Origin of the sequence: Geminocystis sp. NIES-3708 (assembly GCF_001548095.1) — a bacterium.
GTDB lineage: Bacteria > Cyanobacteriota > Cyanobacteriia > Cyanobacteriales > Cyanobacteriaceae > Geminocystis.
Map to the genome: position 1 here is coordinate 3,681,203 of NZ_AP014815.1, position 20,304 is coordinate 3,701,506.

General features: G+C 32.3%; 15 protein-coding genes. 10 read left to right on the top strand and 5 right to left on the bottom strand.

What is annotated here, in order from left to right; genetic code table 11:
- Nucleotides 1-260: 260 nt before the first annotated feature.
- From GM3708_RS16125 to GM3708_RS16170, 10 genes are all read left to right on the top strand, one after another.
- Nucleotides 261-1,241: an ABC transporter ATP-binding protein gene (locus GM3708_RS16125; protein WP_066349041.1), complete on the top strand. Its 981-nt coding sequence runs from the start codon at nucleotides 261-263 to the stop codon at nucleotides 1,239-1,241.
- 89 nt (nucleotides 1,242-1,330) lie between these two features.
- The gene (gene tyrS, locus GM3708_RS16130) at nucleotides 1,331-2,566 is read left to right on the top strand and encodes a tyrosine--tRNA ligase (protein ID WP_066349045.1); all 1,236 of its coding nucleotides are present in this window, start codon (nucleotides 1,331-1,333) and stop codon (nucleotides 2,564-2,566) included.
- A gap of 241 nt (nucleotides 2,567-2,807) precedes the next feature.
- Nucleotides 2,808-4,328, top strand: coding sequence for a circadian clock protein KaiC (kaiC, locus tag GM3708_RS16135; protein WP_066349046.1), 1,521 nt, complete (start codon nucleotides 2,808-2,810; stop codon nucleotides 4,326-4,328).
- Between the two features lie 341 nt (nucleotides 4,329-4,669).
- A complete protein-coding gene (locus GM3708_RS16140) occupies nucleotides 4,670-5,284 on the top strand; it encodes an alpha/beta hydrolase (protein ID WP_066349047.1) in 615 nt (204 codons plus the stop codon).
- Between the two features lie 349 nt (nucleotides 5,285-5,633).
- Nucleotides 5,634-6,743 carry an S-(hydroxymethyl)glutathione dehydrogenase/class III alcohol dehydrogenase gene (locus GM3708_RS16145; protein WP_066349048.1) on the top strand — a complete coding sequence of 370 codons (1,110 nt, stop codon included), beginning with the start codon at nucleotides 5,634-5,636 and terminating at the stop codon, nucleotides 6,741-6,743.
- Nucleotides 6,744-7,186: 443 nt separating this feature from the next.
- Nucleotides 7,187-7,543, top strand: coding sequence for a hypothetical protein (locus tag GM3708_RS16150; protein WP_066349049.1), 357 nt, complete (start codon nucleotides 7,187-7,189; stop codon nucleotides 7,541-7,543).
- Between the two features lie 18 nt (nucleotides 7,544-7,561).
- Nucleotides 7,562-9,955: a hypothetical protein gene (locus GM3708_RS16155; protein WP_066349051.1), complete on the top strand. Its 2,394-nt coding sequence runs from the start codon at nucleotides 7,562-7,564 to the stop codon at nucleotides 9,953-9,955.
- A 74-nt stretch (nucleotides 9,956-10,029) separates the two neighbouring features.
- Nucleotides 10,030-10,698 (top strand): OmpA family protein, encoded by a 669-nt coding sequence (locus GM3708_RS16160; RefSeq protein ID WP_066349052.1) that lies wholly within the window; start codon nucleotides 10,030-10,032, stop codon nucleotides 10,696-10,698.
- A 2-nt stretch (nucleotides 10,699-10,700) separates the two neighbouring features.
- Nucleotides 10,701-12,212, top strand: coding sequence for an EH signature domain-containing protein (locus GM3708_RS16165; RefSeq protein WP_066349053.1), 1,512 nt, complete (start codon nucleotides 10,701-10,703; stop codon nucleotides 12,210-12,212).
- Between the two features lie 94 nt (nucleotides 12,213-12,306).
- Nucleotides 12,307-12,828, top strand: a complete 522-nt coding sequence (locus tag GM3708_RS16170) for a sterol desaturase (RefSeq protein ID WP_197671676.1) — start codon at nucleotides 12,307-12,309, stop codon at nucleotides 12,826-12,828.
- A 174-nt stretch (nucleotides 12,829-13,002) separates the two neighbouring features.
- On the opposite strand, the gene topA is transcribed toward GM3708_RS16170, so the two are convergent.
- The 5 genes from topA to GM3708_RS16195 all read right to left on the bottom strand — a co-directional run bounded on the left by topA (nucleotide 13,003) and on the right by GM3708_RS16195 (nucleotide 20,207).
- Nucleotides 13,003-15,654, bottom strand: a complete 2,652-nt coding sequence (gene topA, locus GM3708_RS16175; RefSeq protein ID WP_066349054.1) for a type I DNA topoisomerase — start codon at nucleotides 15,652-15,654, stop codon at nucleotides 13,003-13,005.
- A 235-nt stretch (nucleotides 15,655-15,889) separates the two neighbouring features.
- A complete protein-coding gene (locus GM3708_RS16180; RefSeq protein ID WP_066349056.1) occupies nucleotides 15,890-18,421 on the bottom strand; it encodes a sigma 54-interacting transcriptional regulator in 2,532 nt (843 codons plus the stop codon).
- A 53-nt stretch (nucleotides 18,422-18,474) separates the two neighbouring features.
- Nucleotides 18,475-18,816 carry a histidine triad nucleotide-binding protein gene (locus tag GM3708_RS16185; RefSeq protein WP_066349057.1) on the bottom strand — a complete coding sequence of 114 codons (342 nt, stop codon included), beginning with the start codon at nucleotides 18,814-18,816 and terminating at the stop codon, nucleotides 18,475-18,477.
- Between the two features lie 40 nt (nucleotides 18,817-18,856).
- A complete protein-coding gene (locus GM3708_RS16190) occupies nucleotides 18,857-19,228 on the bottom strand; it encodes a DUF1823 family protein (protein ID WP_197671677.1) in 372 nt (123 codons plus the stop codon).
- 133 nt (nucleotides 19,229-19,361) lie between these two features.
- On the bottom strand, nucleotides 19,362-20,207 hold the full coding sequence (locus GM3708_RS16195) for a prohibitin family protein (RefSeq protein ID WP_066349058.1): 846 nt from the start codon (nucleotides 20,205-20,207) through the stop codon (nucleotides 19,362-19,364).
- Nucleotides 20,208-20,304: the final 97 nt, after the last annotated feature.

Below are 20,304 nucleotides of genomic sequence, written 5' to 3' on the forward strand. Positions count from 1 at the left end.
ATAAATCTTTGATAAAATCAGAAGAATACAGTTTAGGAAGTAAAATGTAAAAATAAATTATCGAGACTAACTACTTAATTCATCACAATAAATTAGGATTTTATTTGCTTTTAGTTAAAGAATATTTAGCCTAATTTTGAAAAACTTCTACGCTGTAAATTCTATTAAAAAATAAATTATTTCAGCTATTATCAATCATCTTAAAATAAATTTCTAAGTAAAATTATTATAAAATTAGGTTTTTTGTTACAAAAATAACTATGACTTCAACTCTTAATATACAATCACCGACAGATACATCAGATAAACCTGCGGTAGTAGAAACCTATCAATTAAGTAAAATTTATCGTACTGGTTTTTGGATGAATACCAAAGTACCTTCCTTAAAAGATTGTACATTAAAAGTCTATCAAGGGGAAACTTTTGGTTTATTAGGACCTAATGGTGCAGGAAAAACAACCTTATTAAAGACTTTATTAGGTATTATTCGTCCAAGTTCAGGAAAAGGTTTATTATTAGGAAAGCCATTAGGAGATAAAACTGTTAAACAAAGAGTTGGTTATTTACCAGAAAATGCTTATTATTATGACTTTTTAACCGCATGGGAATTTTTAGGTTTTATTGCGGATTTATTTCAAATTCCTAAAGCTCAACAAAGTCAAAAAATTGTGCATTTATTAGACTTAGTTGGATTAGCAAAAAATACAGCCCAAAAAAAGCAATTAAGACAATATTCTAAAGGTATGTTGCAAAGAGTGGGAATGGCACAAGCCTTAATCAATGATCCTGAAATTGTTTTTTTTGATGAACCTATGTCTGGTTTAGATCCTATGGGACGTTATCAAGTTAGACAAATTATACTATCGTTAAAAGAACAAGGCAAAACTATTTTTTTTAATTCTCATGTGTTATCTGATGTAGAAAAAATATGCGATCGCATAGCAATTTTAGGACGAGGAGAGTTATTAAATATCGGTTCATTAGATGATATTTTAGGTAAAAAAGAGACTTATCATATAATAATAAAAGATGGAAAAGAAGAAGATTTTGAACAGTGGTTAACTCACATAACAAGAGAAAATGATTTTATCAGTGGAGAATTACAAGGCAATGAAAACGGATTTCTAACTTATTTACAAACTACTGATAGTAAATTAATTAGTATGACTTTAAATCGAGATTCTTTAGAAGAATATTTTATTCGTATTTTAGAAGAAAAAGGCATTACTTTTAGTCAATAATAAATAACCAATAATCAGTTTTTATAGCCCGACTAATCAACTGAATGATAATATATTATTTGCAGTTTTTGAGTAGAAAATAAATAAAAATGACTAACAATAATTTTGCATGGTTACATAGGGGAATTACAGAAATTTTCCCTAATCAATTAGACTCTGAAAATATTACCGACAATTTAATGCAACTTTTGTTGAAAAGCGATGCCAAAGGCACGCCGCGTGATCGCCCTTTAAGGATAAAATTAGGGATTGATCCTACTGGTACAGATTTACACTTAGGTCATAGTATTCCATTTCGTAAGCTAAGAGCATTTCAAGATCAAGGACATACCGCCGTTGTAATTATAGGAGATTTTACTGCTCAAATTGGTGATCCTACAGGAAAAGATAAAGTTAGAAAACAGTTAACCGCCGAAGACGTTAAACAAAACGCCGAAACTTATCTTCAGCAATTACGCCCCATTTTAGACTTTGATACTCCCGATCGCCTTGAAATAAGATACAATTCCGAATGGTTATCTAGTCTTAATCTTGCCAAAATTCAAGAATTATTAGCTACCATGACAGTGCAACAAATGTTAGCTAAAGAAGGTTTCAATAATCGCTACACCCAAGAAACCCCGATTTATCTTCATGAATTTCTTTATCCTTTAATGCAGGGTTATGACTCTGTGGCTGTAAATGCAGATGTAGAATTAGGTGGTACAGATCAAAAATTTAACATCGCCGTTGGTAGAGATTTACAAAAATATTTCGGACAAAAACCTCAATTTGGCGTTTTATTACCGATTTTAATTGGCACTGATGGAGAGCAAAAAATGTCGAAATCTCTTAATAATTATGTTGGCTTAAAAGAGGATGCTCTATCAATGTATTCTAAACTTGAAAAAACACCCGATTCTCTTCTTGCTAATTACTTTGAATTATTAACAGATTTATCCTTACAAGAAATTCCTGAAAATCCCAGAGAAGCCCAAAAATTATTAGCAGTGGAAGTAGTTTCTCAATATCATGGCAAAGAAGCGGCTTTAACTGTACAAAAAACAGCATTAGAACTTATTAGCAATCAAAATCTTGCTAATGCCGAAGCTGTACCCGAATTTTCTTTAAATAACGTCGAATTTCCAGCCAAATTATTCTATATCCTCAATGTCAGTGGTTTAGTTAATAGTAGTGGTGACGGTAGAAGGCAAATTCAAGGCGGTAGTGTTCGTTTAGATGGCGATCGCATTAATGATCCTAATTTCACTATCGAAAACTCTTTGGAATTAGCAAATAAAATTTTACAAGTGGGCAAGAAAAAATTTATTCGTTTAATATCATAATCATTAAATGATATAGATATTTATCTGTCTATTGTAAAATATTCAATAAACATCTACAACAATTAAAAATAAAATCAATTTAAGGCAATAAATTATCAATTTTAATTATCATTGCCTACTGTTTATTGTCCACTGCCCATTTTTTGACATTTTCAAGATAGAATAATCAAGGATAAACTTGCATAGCAGTAAATCACATTAGATAATATATTATTGTTGATTATAGATAGAGAGAAAATGAATGAGTCAAGAACCAGAATTAGATATTGACTACATAGAAAAATTACAAACAGGGATTCCGGGATTTGATTTTTTAGCAGAAGGCGGATTACCAAAAGGTAGAGCGACACTCATTTCAGGTACTGCAGGAAGTGCAAAAACGGTATTTGCTTCACAATTTTTGGTAGAAGGAATAAAAAAAGGAGAAAACGGAGTATTTGTAACCTTTGAAGAACCTCCTCTAGCTATTAGAAGAAATATGTCAGGTTTTGGCTGGAAAATACGAGAATGGGAACAAAATAGACAATGGGCTTTTGTCGATGCCTCACCTCAACCCGGAGAAAGACCGATGGTTACAGGAGAGTATGATTTAGGTGCATTAATTGCCAGAATTGAATATGCCATCAGAAAATATTCCGCCCAAAGAGTCTCTCTTGATTCTTTAGGAGCAATCTTTAGTCATTTAGCCGATAGTGCACAAGTGAGAAATGATTTATTTCGATTAGCATCAGCCTTACGAGAATTAAAAGTAACCGCAATTATGACGGCGGAAAGGACTCAGGAGTACGGAGATATTAGCCGTTATGGAGTTGAGGAATTTGTGGCTGATAATGTGGTAATTTTGCGTAACGTTTTAAATGACGAAAAGCGTCGTCGCACGATAGAAATTTTAAAATATCGTGGCACAGATCACCAGAAAGGAGAATATCCCTTTACAATTATTCCTCGCCAAGGAGTCGTAGTTGTGCCTTTAAGTGCCATTGAATTAGAACAACATTCATCAAATATTCGTATAACTTCAGGTAGTGAAGAATTAGATAGAATGTGCGGGGGTGGATTTTTTCGAGACTCAATTATTTTGGTATCGGGAGCAACGGGTACGGGTAAAACCCTGATGGTAACTGAATTTATGGCAGGTGGAGTCCAAAATAATGAACGTTGTTTAGTATTTGCCTTTGAAGAAAGCAGGGAACAATTATTTAGAAATGCTACTGGTTGGGGAGTTGACTTTCAACAGATGGAAAAAGATGGCAAATTAAAAGTTGTTTGTCGTTATCCTGAAACTACAGGATTAGAGAATCATCTCATAAATATGAAAGAAACCATCAAAGAATTTAAACCGAATCGAGTAGCGGTAGATAGCCTTTCCGCCCTAGAAAGAGTCTCTAATCTTAAAGGTTTTCGTGAATTTATTATCGGCTTAACTTCCTTCATTAAACAACAAGAAATTGGAGGATTATTTACTTCTACCACTCCTACTTTATTAGGAGGCTCATCTATTACTGAAGCTCATATTTCTACCATTACTGATTCAATTATTTTATTACGTTATGTGGAAATGTATGGGGAAATGCGTAGAGGCATAACAGTATTAAAAATGAGAGGTTCAATGCACGACAAAGATATTAGGGAGTTTACCATTGATCATGGTGGTATGCACATTGGACATCCTTTCCGTAATGTTACTGGTATTTTAGCTGGTACACCTATGTACACAACGCAAACAGAAGTTGAGCGTCTTAGTAATTTATTTGATGAATAGAAAAATATTAATGATTAATTAACAAAACATAGCAATCTTACTATGTGACTTGTGAGTTTTTTAAAGGTTTACCTATCAGTGGTCAGTTTTTAAGTATAGTGAGATTTACATATTTATTTTTTAATTTTTAAAATTGTCTATAAATGATTGAAATATTGCTTATGTAAGGATAAATATCATTGAGCTAAATAATTATAAATCTCAAAAAAAATAAATTTAAAATCAATTGTTATTTAAAAATTATTAATGTTTATTACTATCATTCATTGCCTATTACCTGACTTCTAAAAGAAGTTTATTAGAAATTAACCTTGAATCAAAAATTATTATTATCCATAACTATGACTTTAGATGTAATTTCCATTGAACCCAAACAAGGACAAAAACCAGAATTTGTATTTGTATTGTTGCACGGTTGGGGATCTAATTATCATGATTTAACAGCTCTTACTTCCATGTTAAATTTGCCCTCTTGTTTATATTTATTTCCCAATGCACCTTATCCTCATTATCAAGTACCAGATGGTAGAGCATGGTATGCTTTAGAAAATGACAATGAAGGTATAGAAGCCAGTTTAAATCAACTTTATCAATGGTTACTATCCTTAGAAGATAGAACAGAAATTCCTCTTTCTAAAACAATTATCGGTGGTTTTTCTCAAGGGGGAGCAATGAGTTTAGATGTGGGCTTACAATTACCTGTAGCTGGAGTAGTTAGTTTAAGCGGTTATTTACATTTCAAACCCACCCCTGATAGAAATCCTTTCCCCCCTACTTTTATTTCCCATGGAAGACTTGATGCCGTTGTACCCATTAATACAGCCCAAGAGGCAAAAAATAAATTAGAAGCAGTGGGGGTTAAGGTGGAATATAAAGAATTTGACATCACCCATGAAATTATCCCCGCTCAAATACACTTAGTCAGAGATTTTGTATTAAAGTCAATCAATTTATAATCTCTATTTCTTTTTTGCCTTTTGTTATAAGCTAAAACCTATTTAACTTGTATTGTTAAAAATTAGTAAAAAATTTCAAAAACTTTTAGCTATTGCTTACCTTCACCTGCAAACTTACCTAAGTTTGATCTAAAAATAGGTGATAACCGACTTTCATTGACGAGCTGATAAGAAGATTATATTTTTTGTAAAGGAATAAAATTCTCTCGCAAATTTACAAATATTAGAAGTTTTTCTACCATTCTACTTGTGCACTTGTTTTGTCTTCATCATTTTTTTTCTGTCAAACAAAGGTAAACTTAGATGCGTCTGAGCTTATAATGAAGTTTATCAACAAAGTTAGTTAATTATGAAAGTAAAAGCTGCCGTTGCCTTAGAAGCTGGAAAACCTCTCGTCATCGAAACTGTAGATTTACAACCGCCTCAAGCAGGAGAAGTTTTAGTAGAAATAAAAGCGACAGGAATTTGTCATACTGATGCTTATACTTTATCAGGAAAAGATCCAGAAGGTTTATTTCCTAGCATCTTAGGTCATGAAGGGGCAGGAATTGTAGTAGAAGTAGGTAAAGACGTTAAAAGTCTTAAAGTTGGCGATCATGTAATACCTTTATACATACCAGAATGCCGAGAATGTGAATATTGTCTCAGTTTTAAAACTAATCTTTGCCAAGCTATTCGAGTTACTCAAGGTAAAGGTTTAATGCCTGATGGTAGCAGTCGTTTTTCCCTCGGTGGTAAACCTTTATATCATTATATGGGTACTTCTACCTTTGCTAATTATACTGTTGTGCCAGAAATTGCCTTAGCCAAAATTCGTAAAGATGTACCTTTTGAAAAGGTTTGTTATATTGGTTGTGGTGTTACTACTGGTATTGGGGCGGTGATTAATACTGCTAAAGTGGAAGTTGGTGCTAACGTTATTGTTTTTGGTTTAGGTGGTATCGGTTTAAATGTTATCCAAGCCTCGAAAATGGTTGGTGCAAATATGATTATCGGTGTGGATATTAATCCTACCAAAAAAGCGATCGCCGAAAAATTTGGTATGACACATTTTGTTAATCCTCAAGAAGTCGAAGGAGATTTAGTCGCCTATTTAGTTGACTTAACCAAAGGAGGTGCAGATTATAGTTTTGAATGTATCGGTAACACCAAAGTTATGCGTCAAGCCTTAGAATGTTGTCATAAAGGCTGGGGAGTTTGTACTATTATAGGAGTTGCTGGTACAGGAGAAGAAGTAAGTACAAAACCTTTTCAGTTAGTTACTGGTAGAGTTTGGAAAGGTAGTGCTTTCGGTGGAGCTAGAGGGCGAACTGATGTACCAAAAATTGTTGATTGGTATAAAGAAGGAAAAATTAATATTGATGATTTAATAACTCACGTGATGCCTTTAGAAGAAATTAACACTGCTTTTGATTTAATGCACGAAGGAAAATCTATTCGTAGTGTCGTAACATTTTAACTTTAACTTCAATGTCACAAAAACTCCTACCCCTAGTTTTCGACAAAAAAATAGATTCTAAAGAGCTAAATAGGTATTCCAATTGAAATGTACCTGAGTTTGACATAAAATTTTCGATGAAGGTGGGAGACAGGAGACAAGAGATAGTAGTAAGAATTGACTCAAACTTATTTTACATTGATTGTCTCTACAATATCTATTAAGTATTTTTGTTCTAATATTGAGTTCTCAGTCAAAGTTGACTTAAATGACTATATAGGTGACTGCTTCAATAATTCTTTTTATTGTTTCTTATTAGCTACATAATGACGTATAAATATGAGATACAAAAGAAACTTTGAATAAATTTATCTGATAACTTGCATAAAAGACTAAATCGTTACTGATAAGTAGATAAGAAGAAAAAAGATTTAGTACAAAATTATGCAATAAATCAATTAAGGATGGACTTATATACTTTATTAACACCACCTTTTGAAAGTTTAGTTAAAGAAATTCATGCCGTTAATCATTCATGGAAATTAGCATCCGATGAAATATTTAATAATGAACATTTTTTAGCTAAATCTTTAAGAGATTTAAAAGTAAGATTACAAGTAAAACTTTTAAGAAATTATGCTCCTAATTTTGTTTATTTAGTAGAGGATAAAGAAACAGAATCAGAGGAAGAACTTTATAGTTTGCAATTGATTTCTAATGTAGGTAATTATCAAGATGCCGCCCATTTACCTGTCAGAGCGGCAAAGGAAGTTTTATCTTTAGAAGAAATCAATAAATTTTCAAAAAATAATCAATCTTAATCAATAAAATATCAAATTATGCTCAATTTTTTCTTAACTATATCTAATTATTTAGGATGGTTTTTAATCTTTCTTGCTGGGATTTATTTTTACATGATTGAAAATAACGATATAAAAAAATATCAAACAAAAGATTCTCAATTAATTAGTAAAGTTATTGATTTTTTAGAAAATGAAAAAAAACAAAATACAAAAATTATTAACCTCAAAGATTGCAATAAAGATATTAAAGAATGGATATTCAAACACTTAAAAGGTAATAATGAAGGATCAATATTTACTCCAAAGCTAGAAAATAATTATTATATTCTTTCATCTTATCCTAGCTTATTAAGTAATTCTGTCCCTCGTAGCCCTGTTTATTATGCACCAACTTTATTAACAGCATTAGGTATTTTAGGCACTTTTTTAGGAATCTTTTTAGGTTTACAAGAAATAGGGATAAGTGGAATTAATAACACACAATCATTATTAGATTCTTCCACTAAATTATTAGAGGGAATGAAAACAGCTTTTTCTACTTCTTTAGCTGGAATGAGTGGTGCTATTTTTATGATGGGATATTTAGCAAAAGGAGCAAAATCAAGACAAAAAATTCGTAATGATTTAAGGCTAAAACTCAGTAAAATTGCTTTTCTTGAATCACCTCAAAAGTTACTATCAAGATTAGATAATTCTTCTATGGAAGACGTTGCACAAAATTTAGAAATAGCTGCAAATAATCTTTCTTCTCTCGGTGATTTAACTCCTGAAAATATCGCTTTAGCAATTCAAAAAGCCATTATTTCTGATGAGAGTATTTTAATCAAACAATTACAGTTACAAACTCAAAGTCTTGATGGTTTAAGTAACTTAACACCTGAAAATATTGCTTCAACTATCCAAAAAGTTATTGCTTTAGAAAAATCAGTTATTTTTGCAGAATTACAGAAACAAAATGATTATTTACAACATCTTACCCCTGCAAATATTCAACAAGTAGTTAGAGATGCGATCGCCATTGAAAAGGTTGCTATTGTTGAAGAATTACAAGCACAAAATCGCTATTTACAAAATCTTACACCTGTTACCATCGCCAATGTAATTCAACCTTTAGTAAAACCAATTCAGGAAGAATTAACGGCTTTAAAACAAATACAAATCGAGCAAGAATCTACCATACAATCATTAATCAAACAGTTACGCAACGAATTAATTGAGCCAGTAGTGCAAAGATTGGATCAAAGTGCTAAACTCACAGAAGAAGCATCCCTCGCCGTCAGAGAATTGAAAGACGAGTTAGGCGGTATTGCGGAAAGTTTATCAGGTGCAGTAAAAACTATCCAAGAATTTCAACGAGATACCCTCATTAAATTGCAGGAATTTGCCCAAAGTTTACAGCAGATTTTAAATCAATTTAGTGGTGACACCAAAGATGTTTTACAACAGGTAGCCGAAGAAATCAATAACGCCGTTGCTGAAAGTATAACTGGCATGGAAGCCCAGAGAAAAGCCTTTGAAGAAAGTGCTAATTCTGCCGCCAATACTTTTAGAGGAATTCGGGAAGATTTACAGGAGGCTTTAACCACTCAGGCAACCCAACAAAAAGAAATGTTAGAAGGGGTGAAAAATTCCACTGAAAGCATTTTAGAAAAAACAACGATTGCTTTTACTCAACAAACAGAAACTATAAAAAATGTGGGAGAAGAAGCATCTCAATTAATGAGTCAAGCCAAAGAAAATCTCCTTGAAACTCTCAAAAATATTGATACTATTTTAGATCAAACTCGCATTACTTTGCAGGAAGAATTAGAAAGATTTAGACTGGAATATCAAGTATCTTTAACGGAATTTTTTACCCAACAAAATAACTTATTAGAGGAAACTTTAGGCAAACAAAAAGAAGGTTTAGCAGAAGTTGTTAACAATTTACAAACTACTTTTAAAGAAGAAGCAGAAATGAGAAAAGAGTTAAGTCATGAAGTTAATCAAAGTTTAGGAAAAATTCAAGAAACGGTGAAAATAGTTAATAACTTAGTTAACGTTGTCGGTATGAATTCTAGTGAAAGATTTGCTCAACTTCAAGAATTAGCTTATACCATCGGTAATGAAGCTCAAAAAGTTGAAAATAGTTATCAAAAAATGAATGAAAAAGTTAATAATAATGTGGAAGTAATGACTAATAAATTTGAAGAGACTATCACGAAAATTGTAGAAGAATTTAATCAACTTTCTACTAACACTAATACTCAAATTAATAATTATTTGACTAATGCTAGTAATAGTTATAATGAGAGTTTCAATGATGCGGACAAAGCAATGGCTAATATTTGTAGTAAATTAAGTTATACTTCCCATGGTTTAATGAATGTTGCTGAATATTTAGTCGCTTCTGTTAATGATTTAAAGCAAAATAATCTGAGTAATAACTAATAACATTATCAGTTGGGTTAATAAACAAACTCAACCAAAATATTGACTAACTTATCATTAATACAAGAGGGAAAATGAGCGAATTTTTAGAATACGAAACCGAAGAAGAATTACTAGAAGAGCAAGATTCTGGAGTATGGTTATCCGTAGGAGATTTAATGTCGGGATTATTGATGTTTTTTGCCCTCTTATTTATCGCTGTTTCCGCCCAATTAGTAGAATATGATAATATCATCAAAAAAATTCCATTAGCTATTATTCAAAAAACTAAAGAAATTCCGGGTATTGGAGATAGTATAAAAGTTGATCCTAATGGTGATTTAAGTTTAGATGATAAAATTTTATTTGACGAAGGAAAAGCTATCTTAAAACCTCAAGGTAAACGTTTTTTAAAAGATTTTATTCCCCTTTATGCTGATACTATATTTAGTGACGAAAGATTTGATAATCAAGTTTCAAGAATTATTATAGAAGGGCATACTAGCTTAAAAGGCTCACAAAAAGATAACATGGAATTAAGTTTTCAACGAGCATTAGCAGTAACAGAATATATTGATACAATTAATTTTTCTAATCAAGATAAATTTAGAAAAAAATTGTTAGCCGCAGGAAGAGGAAATATTGATGCAAATAAAGCATTTGATGATCCAAAAGATAGAAAAGTGATGTTTCGTTTTCAATTTAAAAGAGAAGATTTAGGACAAGTATTTAAGAATAAAGTTAAGGATAAAAATAATAATTGATTATGGCATTTTTTACCGCTAAATTTCAACCTTTAGAATTTCAAAAACCTGAGCCTAAAGAATTATTTAAACTAGGTTATGGTATTCAAGGAGAAATAATAATACCTCCTCCATTACCTAATGGTATCGAATTTGATAAAAATAAAAAAGTTAGAAATATTGATCAAATTATTAATGAGATAGAAAATAATAATTTAGAAAATATTAGTTTATTAGAATGGGTTTATTGCTTATTTAGTAAACATAGTTGGGATATAGAAAATCCGAATAAAAGTTTACCAACTTCTCAAAAAATTTGGAAATTTACCAAAGAATCTGATGCCCTTAAATTGCGTTTATTTTGGCGTTTAGTTTTATATACTTTTAACCCCAATGAAAAAATTTTACCATTTTCTTTAGCGGATACTTGTCCTAGTTTTGAACCTCAAACAGAATTTGATAAGTCATTAATTAAAATTCTTAACTTACTTATTAAAAATGCTTATAAAGAATTAGCCGAAATTTGCTTAAATAAACTTATACAACCCGATAAATTATTAACCCAATACTCTTTACCCTATAAAATAAATATTGATGATAATTTAACTTTAGTAGAAGCGATACAATTATCTTTTCCCTTAGCCTTAAAAACTATTCAAAATATTAATGAAAAACAAATTAATTTTTTAATCGAAACCTTAAATATATTATCTCCTTATCCCCAATTAAAAACAGTAGAAAATCTATTAAATAATATTTCTGCTGATGTTGGTGGTAAATATCCAAAATTGGTGAATTGGCTTAAAAATAATTATGGTTTAACAGGTAATAACTCTCGTTGGAATCAGTTATCAATTGAAGCTAAAAAGGCTTTAAAACAATGGATTGGTGCGGTAAATTATCGTGATTTTGAAAAATTAGTTGATTTAATAATTAATCGTTTAAATTTAGAAGATTGGGAAATAAGGCAATTAAGAAATAGAAAAGTTTTTTGGTCTAATTATACTGATAGATTTGATAGAATTAGAATTTTATTACCTGCTTCTTCCATACAAATTGTAGGAAATAATATTAATCAAGAAGATATAACTTCATTAATTTATGATGGTAGTGAAGCCACTGAAGTTTGTATTTTCGATTTTGATAAATGGTTTATTGTAGAATTTTTTAGAGGAAAAGGAAGTGAAACCAGAATTTTTCCTAAAAGTAACGAATTGGAAAATTTATTTTTTAATAGTGATGATATTTCTCTTAAACAATTAAGAAGTTTATCTATAGCTAGAAATAATGTACATGATCATCGATATTGTTGGCAAAGTGATTGTGAAACACTTTTAAGAAGTAAAAATATTTTACCGAATCAAGGTACTAGATATTTTAAAATTGTAGAGCGTCAGCCCGGATTTCCTTATAATTTTAATTCAGGGATGCCACCACTAAAACAAAGCCAGATTAATGATAGAAATAGACAATTAATTGATTGGAAAAGAGACATTCAACAGTTAGAAGCAGAAGCAAAAAACAAAATATTTTGAGCTTTCACCCAATGTTAACTTAGATTTTATATATTCTTAACTTTTATCAATTATTTTGATTCTGAAAACCACATTATATTCAGAGGAATCAATTTTGTTGATAATTATTTTACTGATTTCTAAAATTACTTTCATAGCAATATTATTACTGTTGATTGGTGACTTTTTTTCAACTTTTTTATATCATGTTCCTGAACATATTTTTGGCAAATTTCACTCCTTAATTCATCATAGTAACAATCGCAGTTTTTTACATTATGCCGTTTTAACAAAAAATCCTTTAGTATTGTTAGATGGAATATTAGGTGCTTTACCTTACTTTATTTTTGCACCTTGGCTATGGCAAATATCGCCCATGGGAACTGTTTTAGGGTTAATATTAGGGGAATTACACGTTATTTGGCGACACGTTTGCGTTATGAAATGGAAAACTCCCGCCGTTATTTTAAAAATTTGTAATTTTCTGATGATAACAACTCCAGAGCGTCATTGGTTACACCACAAAGATGCGAAAGTTGCCTTTGGAGATATTTTCAATTTTTTTGATCCTCCTGCTCAAGTTTGGTTTAAGATTCTTTTATCTTTTAAATATAAATGGCGACACTCTTGGAAATAACAACTAACAGGATTAATAATTAGGGGTTGCTGAAAAGAGGAATAAAATTAGAAAAACGAATAAGTAATTCAAACCTTATTTTTTCTTTAAGAGATCTTAATTCTTTCATACTTTCATTCAGCAATACTAATTATTTTACCACTAATAATTTTTTATAAGCAGTAAATAAATTTTTTATTTAGTTGTCTTTTTAGCAGTAGTTTTTCTGGTAGTAGTCGTTTTTTTCGTAGTAGTTTTTTTTGCGGTTGTTGTCTTTTTAGTCGCAGTTTTTTTAGTGGGAGTTTTATCTTGTAAAAGTAATAAAGCCTTCTCTAAATTCATACTTTCTACGGTTTCACCTTCTGGTAATTTGACATTAGTTTTACCATGTTTAAAATATACCCCATAAGGACCTTGATAAATATTCACTGGTTCATTATCATCAGGGTGTAATCCCAATTCTTTGAGTGCTGCTTTTGTCGTTGCACCTCTTCTTCCTCTTGTGGTTTTAGGTTGTGCTAATAATTCTAATGCACGTTCAAGAGAAATAGTTAAGACATCATCTTCTTTTTTCAAGGAGCGATACTCTTTGCCCTCTGTACCTTGATCATGGACAACATATGCCCCAAAACGTCCTAAACTGGTTTTTATCGGCTTTCCTGTTTCTGGATGTTCCCCTAATGTGCGAGGTAAAGTTAAGTAACCGATCGCCATTTCTAAAGTAATATCTTCAGCATTAACACCTTTAGGGAAAGAAGCTGTTTTGGGTTTTTTAGCTTTGCCTTGGGGTGTATCTCCTAATTGTACATAAGGACCATAAGTGCCGATTAACAAATAAATAGGATCTTGTGTTTCAGGGTGAATTCCCAATATAGGTGGTCCTTCTACTTTTTGTTTCAATAATATTTCTATTTGTTTAGGATCGAGATCTGAAGGGGTAAGATCGGCGGGAATAGAAGATTTTACAACTTCATCACCGTAATTTGCTTCAAAATAAGCCCCAAACTTGCCTATTTTCACGGTAACGTCAAGATTCTCTAATTCTATGGCTTTTGCTGTTTGAGGATCAATGTCTGTTTCTCTCACCTTCACCTGATTTTGTAAGCCATTTTCTCCTCGATAAAATTTATCTAGGTAAGGCAACCATTTTTCATTACCTGAAGCGATGTCATCAAGACTCTGCTCCATTTTTGACGTAAACTTAGTATCAACTAACTCAGCAAAATTTTTTTCTAATAAAGAAATAACGGCGAAGGCAGTAAAAGTTGGTATTAGTGCTTTATTGCGTAATTGAGCATAACCTCTATCAACGATCGTACCAATAATACTAGCATAAGTACTTGGTCGCCCTACCCCTTCACTTTCTAATGTTTTGACTAAAGATGCTTCCGTATAACGGGTGGGAGGTTGAGTTTCATGGTTAAGTACATCTAATTGTTTACATTTAGGCTTATCACCTTTTTGCAAGTTAGGTAAAATTACCTCTTGATTTTCTAACGCTGCTTCAGGATCATCACTACCCTCTACATAGGCTCTAAAAAACCCAGCAAAATCGATTCTTTTTCCTGAAGATCGAAAAATTGCGTCTTCTACGGCGATATTTACCACAATTTGGGTTAATTTAGCATCTGCCATTTGACAGGCTACCGTGCGTTTCCAAATTAAGTCATATAACCCTAATTCCTTATCTCTCAATCCTGTTTCTTTCGGAATTCTAAAAGTACTACCAGCAGGGCGTATGGCTTCATGGGCTTCTTGTGCCCCCTTAGCTTTAGTTTTATATTGTCTTGGTTGAGGACTTAAATATTCTCTACCATACATTTCCTCTACACAACTACGAGCAGCGGCGATCGCTTGATCGGACAAATGTACCGAGTCAGTTCTCATGTAGGTAATATAACCATTTTCATAAAGACTTTGAGCAATGCGCATAGTATCTTTTGCACCTAATCCCAGTTTACGGTTAGCTTCCTGTTGTAAAGTTGAGGTAGTAAAAGGAGGGGAGGGCTTACGGATAGTAGCTTTTTCTTCGGTATCGGTTACTTCCCATGTTTTGCCTTTCAAACAAGCTTTTAATTCTGTAGCTTCTTGTTCATTTAGTACAATTACTTTCTTGTTTTTGATTAATTTTCCCGTTTTAGGATCAAAATCGCTACCATTTGCCAGTTTTTGACCTTTTAAAGTAGTTAATTTCCCTTCAAAGTCAGTTTTGTCATGGTTAAGTAATGCTTTTAAATCCCAATACTGAGCTTCCTTAAATGCTCTTCGTTCTCTTTCTCGTTGTACTAATAAACGTACGGCGACAGATTGTACTCTACCTGCTGATAATCCTGCCGCAATTTTTTTCCATAGTAGAGGCGAGAGAGTATAACCCACAAGGCGATCGAGAATACGTCGTGTTTCTTGGGCGTGTACTAAATTTTCATCAATGTCACGACAGTTATTCAAGGCTTTTTGAATGGCATCTTTAGTAATTTCGTGAAAAACCATACGCTTGATAGGCACTTTAGGCTTTAATAGCTGTAATAAATGCCAACTAATACTTTCCCCTTCTCTATCTTCATCGGTTGCTAATATTAATTCATCAGCAGATTTTAAGGCTTGTTTCAACTGTTGAACTGTTTTATTTTTACCTTTAGGAATAACATAGATAGGCTCAAAATTATTCTCAATATTAACTCCTAATCTTGCCCAATCAAACTGTTTGTATTCAGCTGGAATTTCTTCAGCAGAGGAAGGTAAATCTCGAATATGCCCCATAGATGCCTCTACCTGATAATCTTTGGGCAGATAGTTACGGATGGTTTTGGCTTTGGTAGGTGATTCAACGATGACTAAAGTTGACATAGAATATTATTAAGGTCTCTCTTTTGCTACTATATATACTTTAACTATTTAGCGCAATTAAGATCTAAATAATACTCTCCGAATCAATTAGAGATTAGGAAAAACATTTTCATTATTCCTAAAGTTATCCTCCCAGTAATACCTGCTAAAATATTATGATTGAAAAATTGTACATTTTCTAGTCTTTTTCAAATTCATTTACTAAACCAGAAAATGTTGATATTAGATATTTTGTCTAATTAGTAAAATTAGACAAAATCACACACCAAAAAAGAAAGCCTAAACTGACTGTGGAAAAATGTTGTGGGAATAAGATTTTTATCGATTGACGAGAAATTTTTTGACTCAAAATAATAGTAATAATAACACCGAAAAGTAGGGTAATTCCTTGTAAAAATGTAATTACCGCCGGATGAGCTACAAGAATTGGTAAATTACTACCATTTAAACCAAAAGTTGCCCAAGTTACTGGTAAAATTCGTCCTGCTTCCCCTAAACCAAGATGTAAATAATAGGCTAAATTCCCACATAACGCTAAAGGTAAATAACCATAGGCTAATTCCGTAAAACCACGAAATTGCATATTTTTTCTTTGACAAATTAACCGAATTATTACATATCCCAAAAAAGGTAATATCATAGGCACAATTAAAACGGCGATCGCGAATACCGAATGTATCCAAAATTTAGTTAAATCTAAGCCTAAACGGAGAATAAAATTGATTTCGGGCAATTTATGCAGAAAAACAGCATTTAAGAGCAAAAATAATAAAGCCACTTCAGAAGTGCGAGGTTGATGAGTTGTCCATAATTCAATAGCTGGAGGGCGCAGATTGACGGTAACAGAGCGATGTGGACAGGCTTTTAAACAAGTCATACATAACACACAATCTCGATTATCTTGTAATTGGGCAGGATGAGAATATAAAGGGCAACCGAGGGTTTCTAATCCTTCACCTTTTTGCACTCCACCTTTATAACATTGATAAGTAGTACATTCTGCCGAACAAGTTCCCTGTTGTGCTCGTAATTCTGTCATGGAAAGTTTGGCAAACATACCATTCATGCCACCAATAGGGCAAAGATAACGACACCAAAAACGTCTTTCAAATATAGCTGAACATATCATTGCTCCTGCTGTGATTAATAGCAATAGCCAAGCAGAAAGATAAGCAGTGTTAGGCAAATCCCACAATTCTTCCCATAATATAATAAGGGTGAAAAGTGTAAATAAAAACCATCCTCCCCATTTTTCCGCTTCTTGTCGAGGCCATGATTTCAGTTGTCGAGGAAATAGCCACAAAGAAATTTTTTGCGTCACTTCTCCGTAAATCATAAAAGGACAGAAAGAACACCACAATCTACCGACAAAGGGAAAAGAGATTAAAATTAAAGGCCACCACCATGCCCAAAAAAGATTAAGAGCAAAGTTTTCCTGACGATTTTGAGGGGCTAAAAACAAAATTCCGACAACTAAAGCAAAAAGTATTAAAGTAAAACCGTAATTGATGCGATCTGGATACCAGCTACTTCGGAGAAAGCTACGCAATTTTGGATAGGCATTTAGTAAATTAAAACGAAATTGTTGCTTTTTATTTCGGGATTGCCAAATAATTTCTTCTGTTAATTCATTGCAACCTGAAAGTTGTACGATCGCTCTTTCAATGAGGTTTTCTAATTCTCGTAAATTGTTAGGAAAATCATAACCTTGAAGACGGCGTAATGCTTCGGGTGTTATTTTGGGTTTATTAACTCTTTGGTTTCGGGAAATTAAACTTATATAATAGTTCGCTTGATCTTCTAAATCCGCTTTTCTCACTCGTAAAGGAGGCACTTTGATTAAGTGGGTGGCGGCGTTATTAATAGTAGAAATGGCTTTTTCATTGATAAATATTAAACGGGCTTGACAAGTTTTTACTGAATTATTAGCATTTTCAGAACGATTAACAGGGGTATAAGTTTTATTTTTTAATAGTTGTAAGATGTCATCGTTTAATTCTGGGGGTAAATCTTGAATATTATTAAAAATTAGAGTACCCTTTCCTAATGCTTCAATTAAACCTAATTTTCCTCCCGCCCGTCCAAATAATTCTGCACCACTGGCTTGTAATTTTCCACAATTAACTTTGATAATTGGCTCTCGACGATAGGGTGAACTATAATGAATTAAGGCGGCAAGATTATCTTTTTCTAATCCTTGTTCACCAAAAATAACTACAGGTTGACAATCTTCGGTAGCGTTTTTTACCTGTTGTCGTAGCCTCACGGCATAACGACTTTTACCAATAATTCCTCGTTTTGCTTTAGTAACTAAATATGGACGCAATACAGTTTGTCTTTCTTGTTCAAAACTCAGTTGAGAAGATAAATCAGCGACTTCTTGGGCTAATTTTTGAGTAAAGGCTTGATTAATTTGAGGATATTGTGCGACTAATTTTTCAACATTGACTGCGGAGAGATACCAGAATTTCGCTTCTGTAATGGTTTTAATAGTATTTTTTGCTGGTTGTTGTAATAATAATTCTTTAAGATTAATTACCGAACCTGAAAGTAAACTATAATTTCCGTTATTTCTTTGAGTTTGAATTTGACCTTCTTCTAAAATATATACCTTTTCAATGGACTGATTCTCTGAGATTATAATTTCATTTTCCTGAAAAGAAACTTTTTCTAACAAAGATACGATCGCTTTGAGAATTTCATCGGGTAAGATACCGATAGCTGTAGATTCTTTTAACCAAGTCACCAACTCAGGAAATGTTTTCATTGGCACAATTACTTATTGATAATTTTATTTATTACTTATTACTTATTAGTTACTCAACCCGGTGGCCATTGCATTTGGCGATCGCCTAAAATATGTAAATGAAGATGATCCACAGTTTGCCCTCCATCCTTACCGTTATTGATTACTACTCGATAACCATTACTTAAATGAGCTTCTTCAGCAACCTTTTTTACAGTTAATAGTAAATGCCCTAACAATAATTGATCTTCATTTTCGCCACTGTCAATACATTTAAGAGGTTTTTTAGGAATTACAAGAATGTGAGTTGGTGCTTGAGGATTAACGTCTTTAAAAGCCAAGCATAAATCATCTTCATAAACGATGTTAGCTGGAATTTCTCGGCGGATGATTTTAGCAAAAATAGTTTCACTCATAAATTAAATTTTTAGTGGTATTTATTCAATTAATTAAACATTATAAATTATACATTTTTCTATACCCTAATAACCAATTAGCTATAGTAGCTCGACGAGTTTGAGTCGGTCCAAATTCACCGATTTTATAACCTTTAAAACCTAATTCTTCCTTTAAAAGTTGTTTATTTTCAGGAGAAATAGAACGAGTTAACTTTACGTTAGGAGGACGATTTGTAATAAAATTTGGAGGCTCTGGATATTCTTCTCCCCAAGACTTTTCTACCTGAGAAACATCCCATTTTTCGTTAAGAGAATCATAACGATAACCTAGGTGATACCACACTAATTTATTAACAACATCATCTTCTAATTCTCCGTTAATAATTTGCCAAATAGTATCATCATTAAGAGGTGGTAAATTATCCAACATACATTAAAAATTTGAAAAAAATAAGAACATTAAATTATTAATTAGGAGGTTATGAAAAAGTTTTTTTGGTGAAAGTAGAAGATAGGAGAAATATTTATAAATAAAAATATTCGACTCATTATTAATTATTAATTTATTTTTCTAAATCACTCAAATTAAAGAGAAAAGGCACATTGCCACCATTGCCGCCACCATTAGTAACTAATACTTTGGGCATTTGTGCACCTCCTTCTTTCCATGCCTCAATGGCTTCTTTTTGTAATACCAGTTTTCCACCCTGATTACTAAGAGTTTCGGCTAATAATCTTTGAGCTTCGGCTCTACCTTTAGCACGGTTAATATCAGCTTGGGCTTGTTGTTCGGCTTCTTGAGCAATATAAACAGCCCGTTGTGCCCGTTGTTCAGCGATTTGTTTTTCTTCGACAGCCCTAGCAAATTCAGGAGAAAAAGCTAAATCAACTACACTGGTGTCTAAAACAATAATACCGTATTTTTCGAGACGAGTAATCAGAGCATTATCAAAATCATCTTTTAACTCTGTACGTCTGGTAATGGCTTCTTCTACGGTACGTTTAGCGGCAGCAACCTTAAATGATTCTTGAGTTTGGGGTGCAATAATTTTAGCTACAATATTTTGTAAAGTTCCTTGTGTTCTTCTTATTTCTACCACTTTTAAAGGATCGAGACGAAAATTAATCGCAAAACTTGCGGATAAATCTTGTAAATCTTTTGTTGAACTTTGAGCAGGTACGGCAAATTTCTGTACAGTTACATCATAAACATCCACGTTAGATACGAGGGGCGGTTTGAAGTGAATACCCTCTAATAAGACACTATCTTGAGCTTTCCCTAAAACACTCAATACTCCAGCTTGTCCAGGATTGATAATAATAAAAGAATTAAAACCGACGAATACCAATAAAGCGGCTAAAATTCCCGCAATCAAATTAGTAATACTGGTGTTTGCTTGACGATCCAATTGTTTAAACTCCTAAAAGTTCGATAAATACAGATTAATTCTAACATTACCTGAGTTTCGTTTTTTATTAGGAGAGATGGAGAAAAGGAGAAGAGGA

Bases quoted from the DNA above. Each gene is read 5' to 3' on its own strand.
- GM3708_RS16165 (WP_066349053.1), top strand. From the start codon at position 10,701: ATGGCATTTTTTACCGCTAAATTTCAACCTTTAGAATTTCAAAAACCT.
- GM3708_RS16190 (WP_197671677.1), bottom strand. From the start codon at position 19,228: ATGTTGGATAATTTACCACCTCTTAATGATGATACTATTTGGCAAATT.
- GM3708_RS16140 (WP_066349047.1), top strand. From the start codon at position 4,670: ATGACTTTAGATGTAATTTCCATTGAACCCAAACAAGGACAAAAACCA.
- kaiC (WP_066349046.1), top strand. From the start codon at position 2,808: ATGAGTCAAGAACCAGAATTAGATATTGACTACATAGAAAAATTACAA.
- GM3708_RS16155 (WP_066349051.1), top strand. From the start codon at position 7,562: ATGCTCAATTTTTTCTTAACTATATCTAATTATTTAGGATGGTTTTTA.
- GM3708_RS16125 (WP_066349041.1), top strand. From the start codon at position 261: ATGACTTCAACTCTTAATATACAATCACCGACAGATACATCAGATAAA.
- GM3708_RS16180 (WP_066349056.1), bottom strand. From the start codon at position 18,421: ATGAAAACATTTCCTGAGTTGGTGACTTGGTTAAAAGAATCTACAGCT.
- tyrS (WP_066349045.1), top strand. From the start codon at position 1,331: ATGACTAACAATAATTTTGCATGGTTACATAGGGGAATTACAGAAATT.
- GM3708_RS16160 (WP_066349052.1), top strand. From the start codon at position 10,030: ATGAGCGAATTTTTAGAATACGAAACCGAAGAAGAATTACTAGAAGAG.
- GM3708_RS16150 (WP_066349049.1), top strand. From the start codon at position 7,187: ATGGACTTATATACTTTATTAACACCACCTTTTGAAAGTTTAGTTAAA.
- topA (WP_066349054.1), bottom strand. From the start codon at position 15,654: ATGTCAACTTTAGTCATCGTTGAATCACCTACCAAAGCCAAAACCATC.
- GM3708_RS16145 (WP_066349048.1), top strand. From the start codon at position 5,634: ATGAAAGTAAAAGCTGCCGTTGCCTTAGAAGCTGGAAAACCTCTCGTC.
- GM3708_RS16185 (WP_066349057.1), bottom strand. From the start codon at position 18,816: ATGAGTGAAACTATTTTTGCTAAAATCATCCGCCGAGAAATTCCAGCT.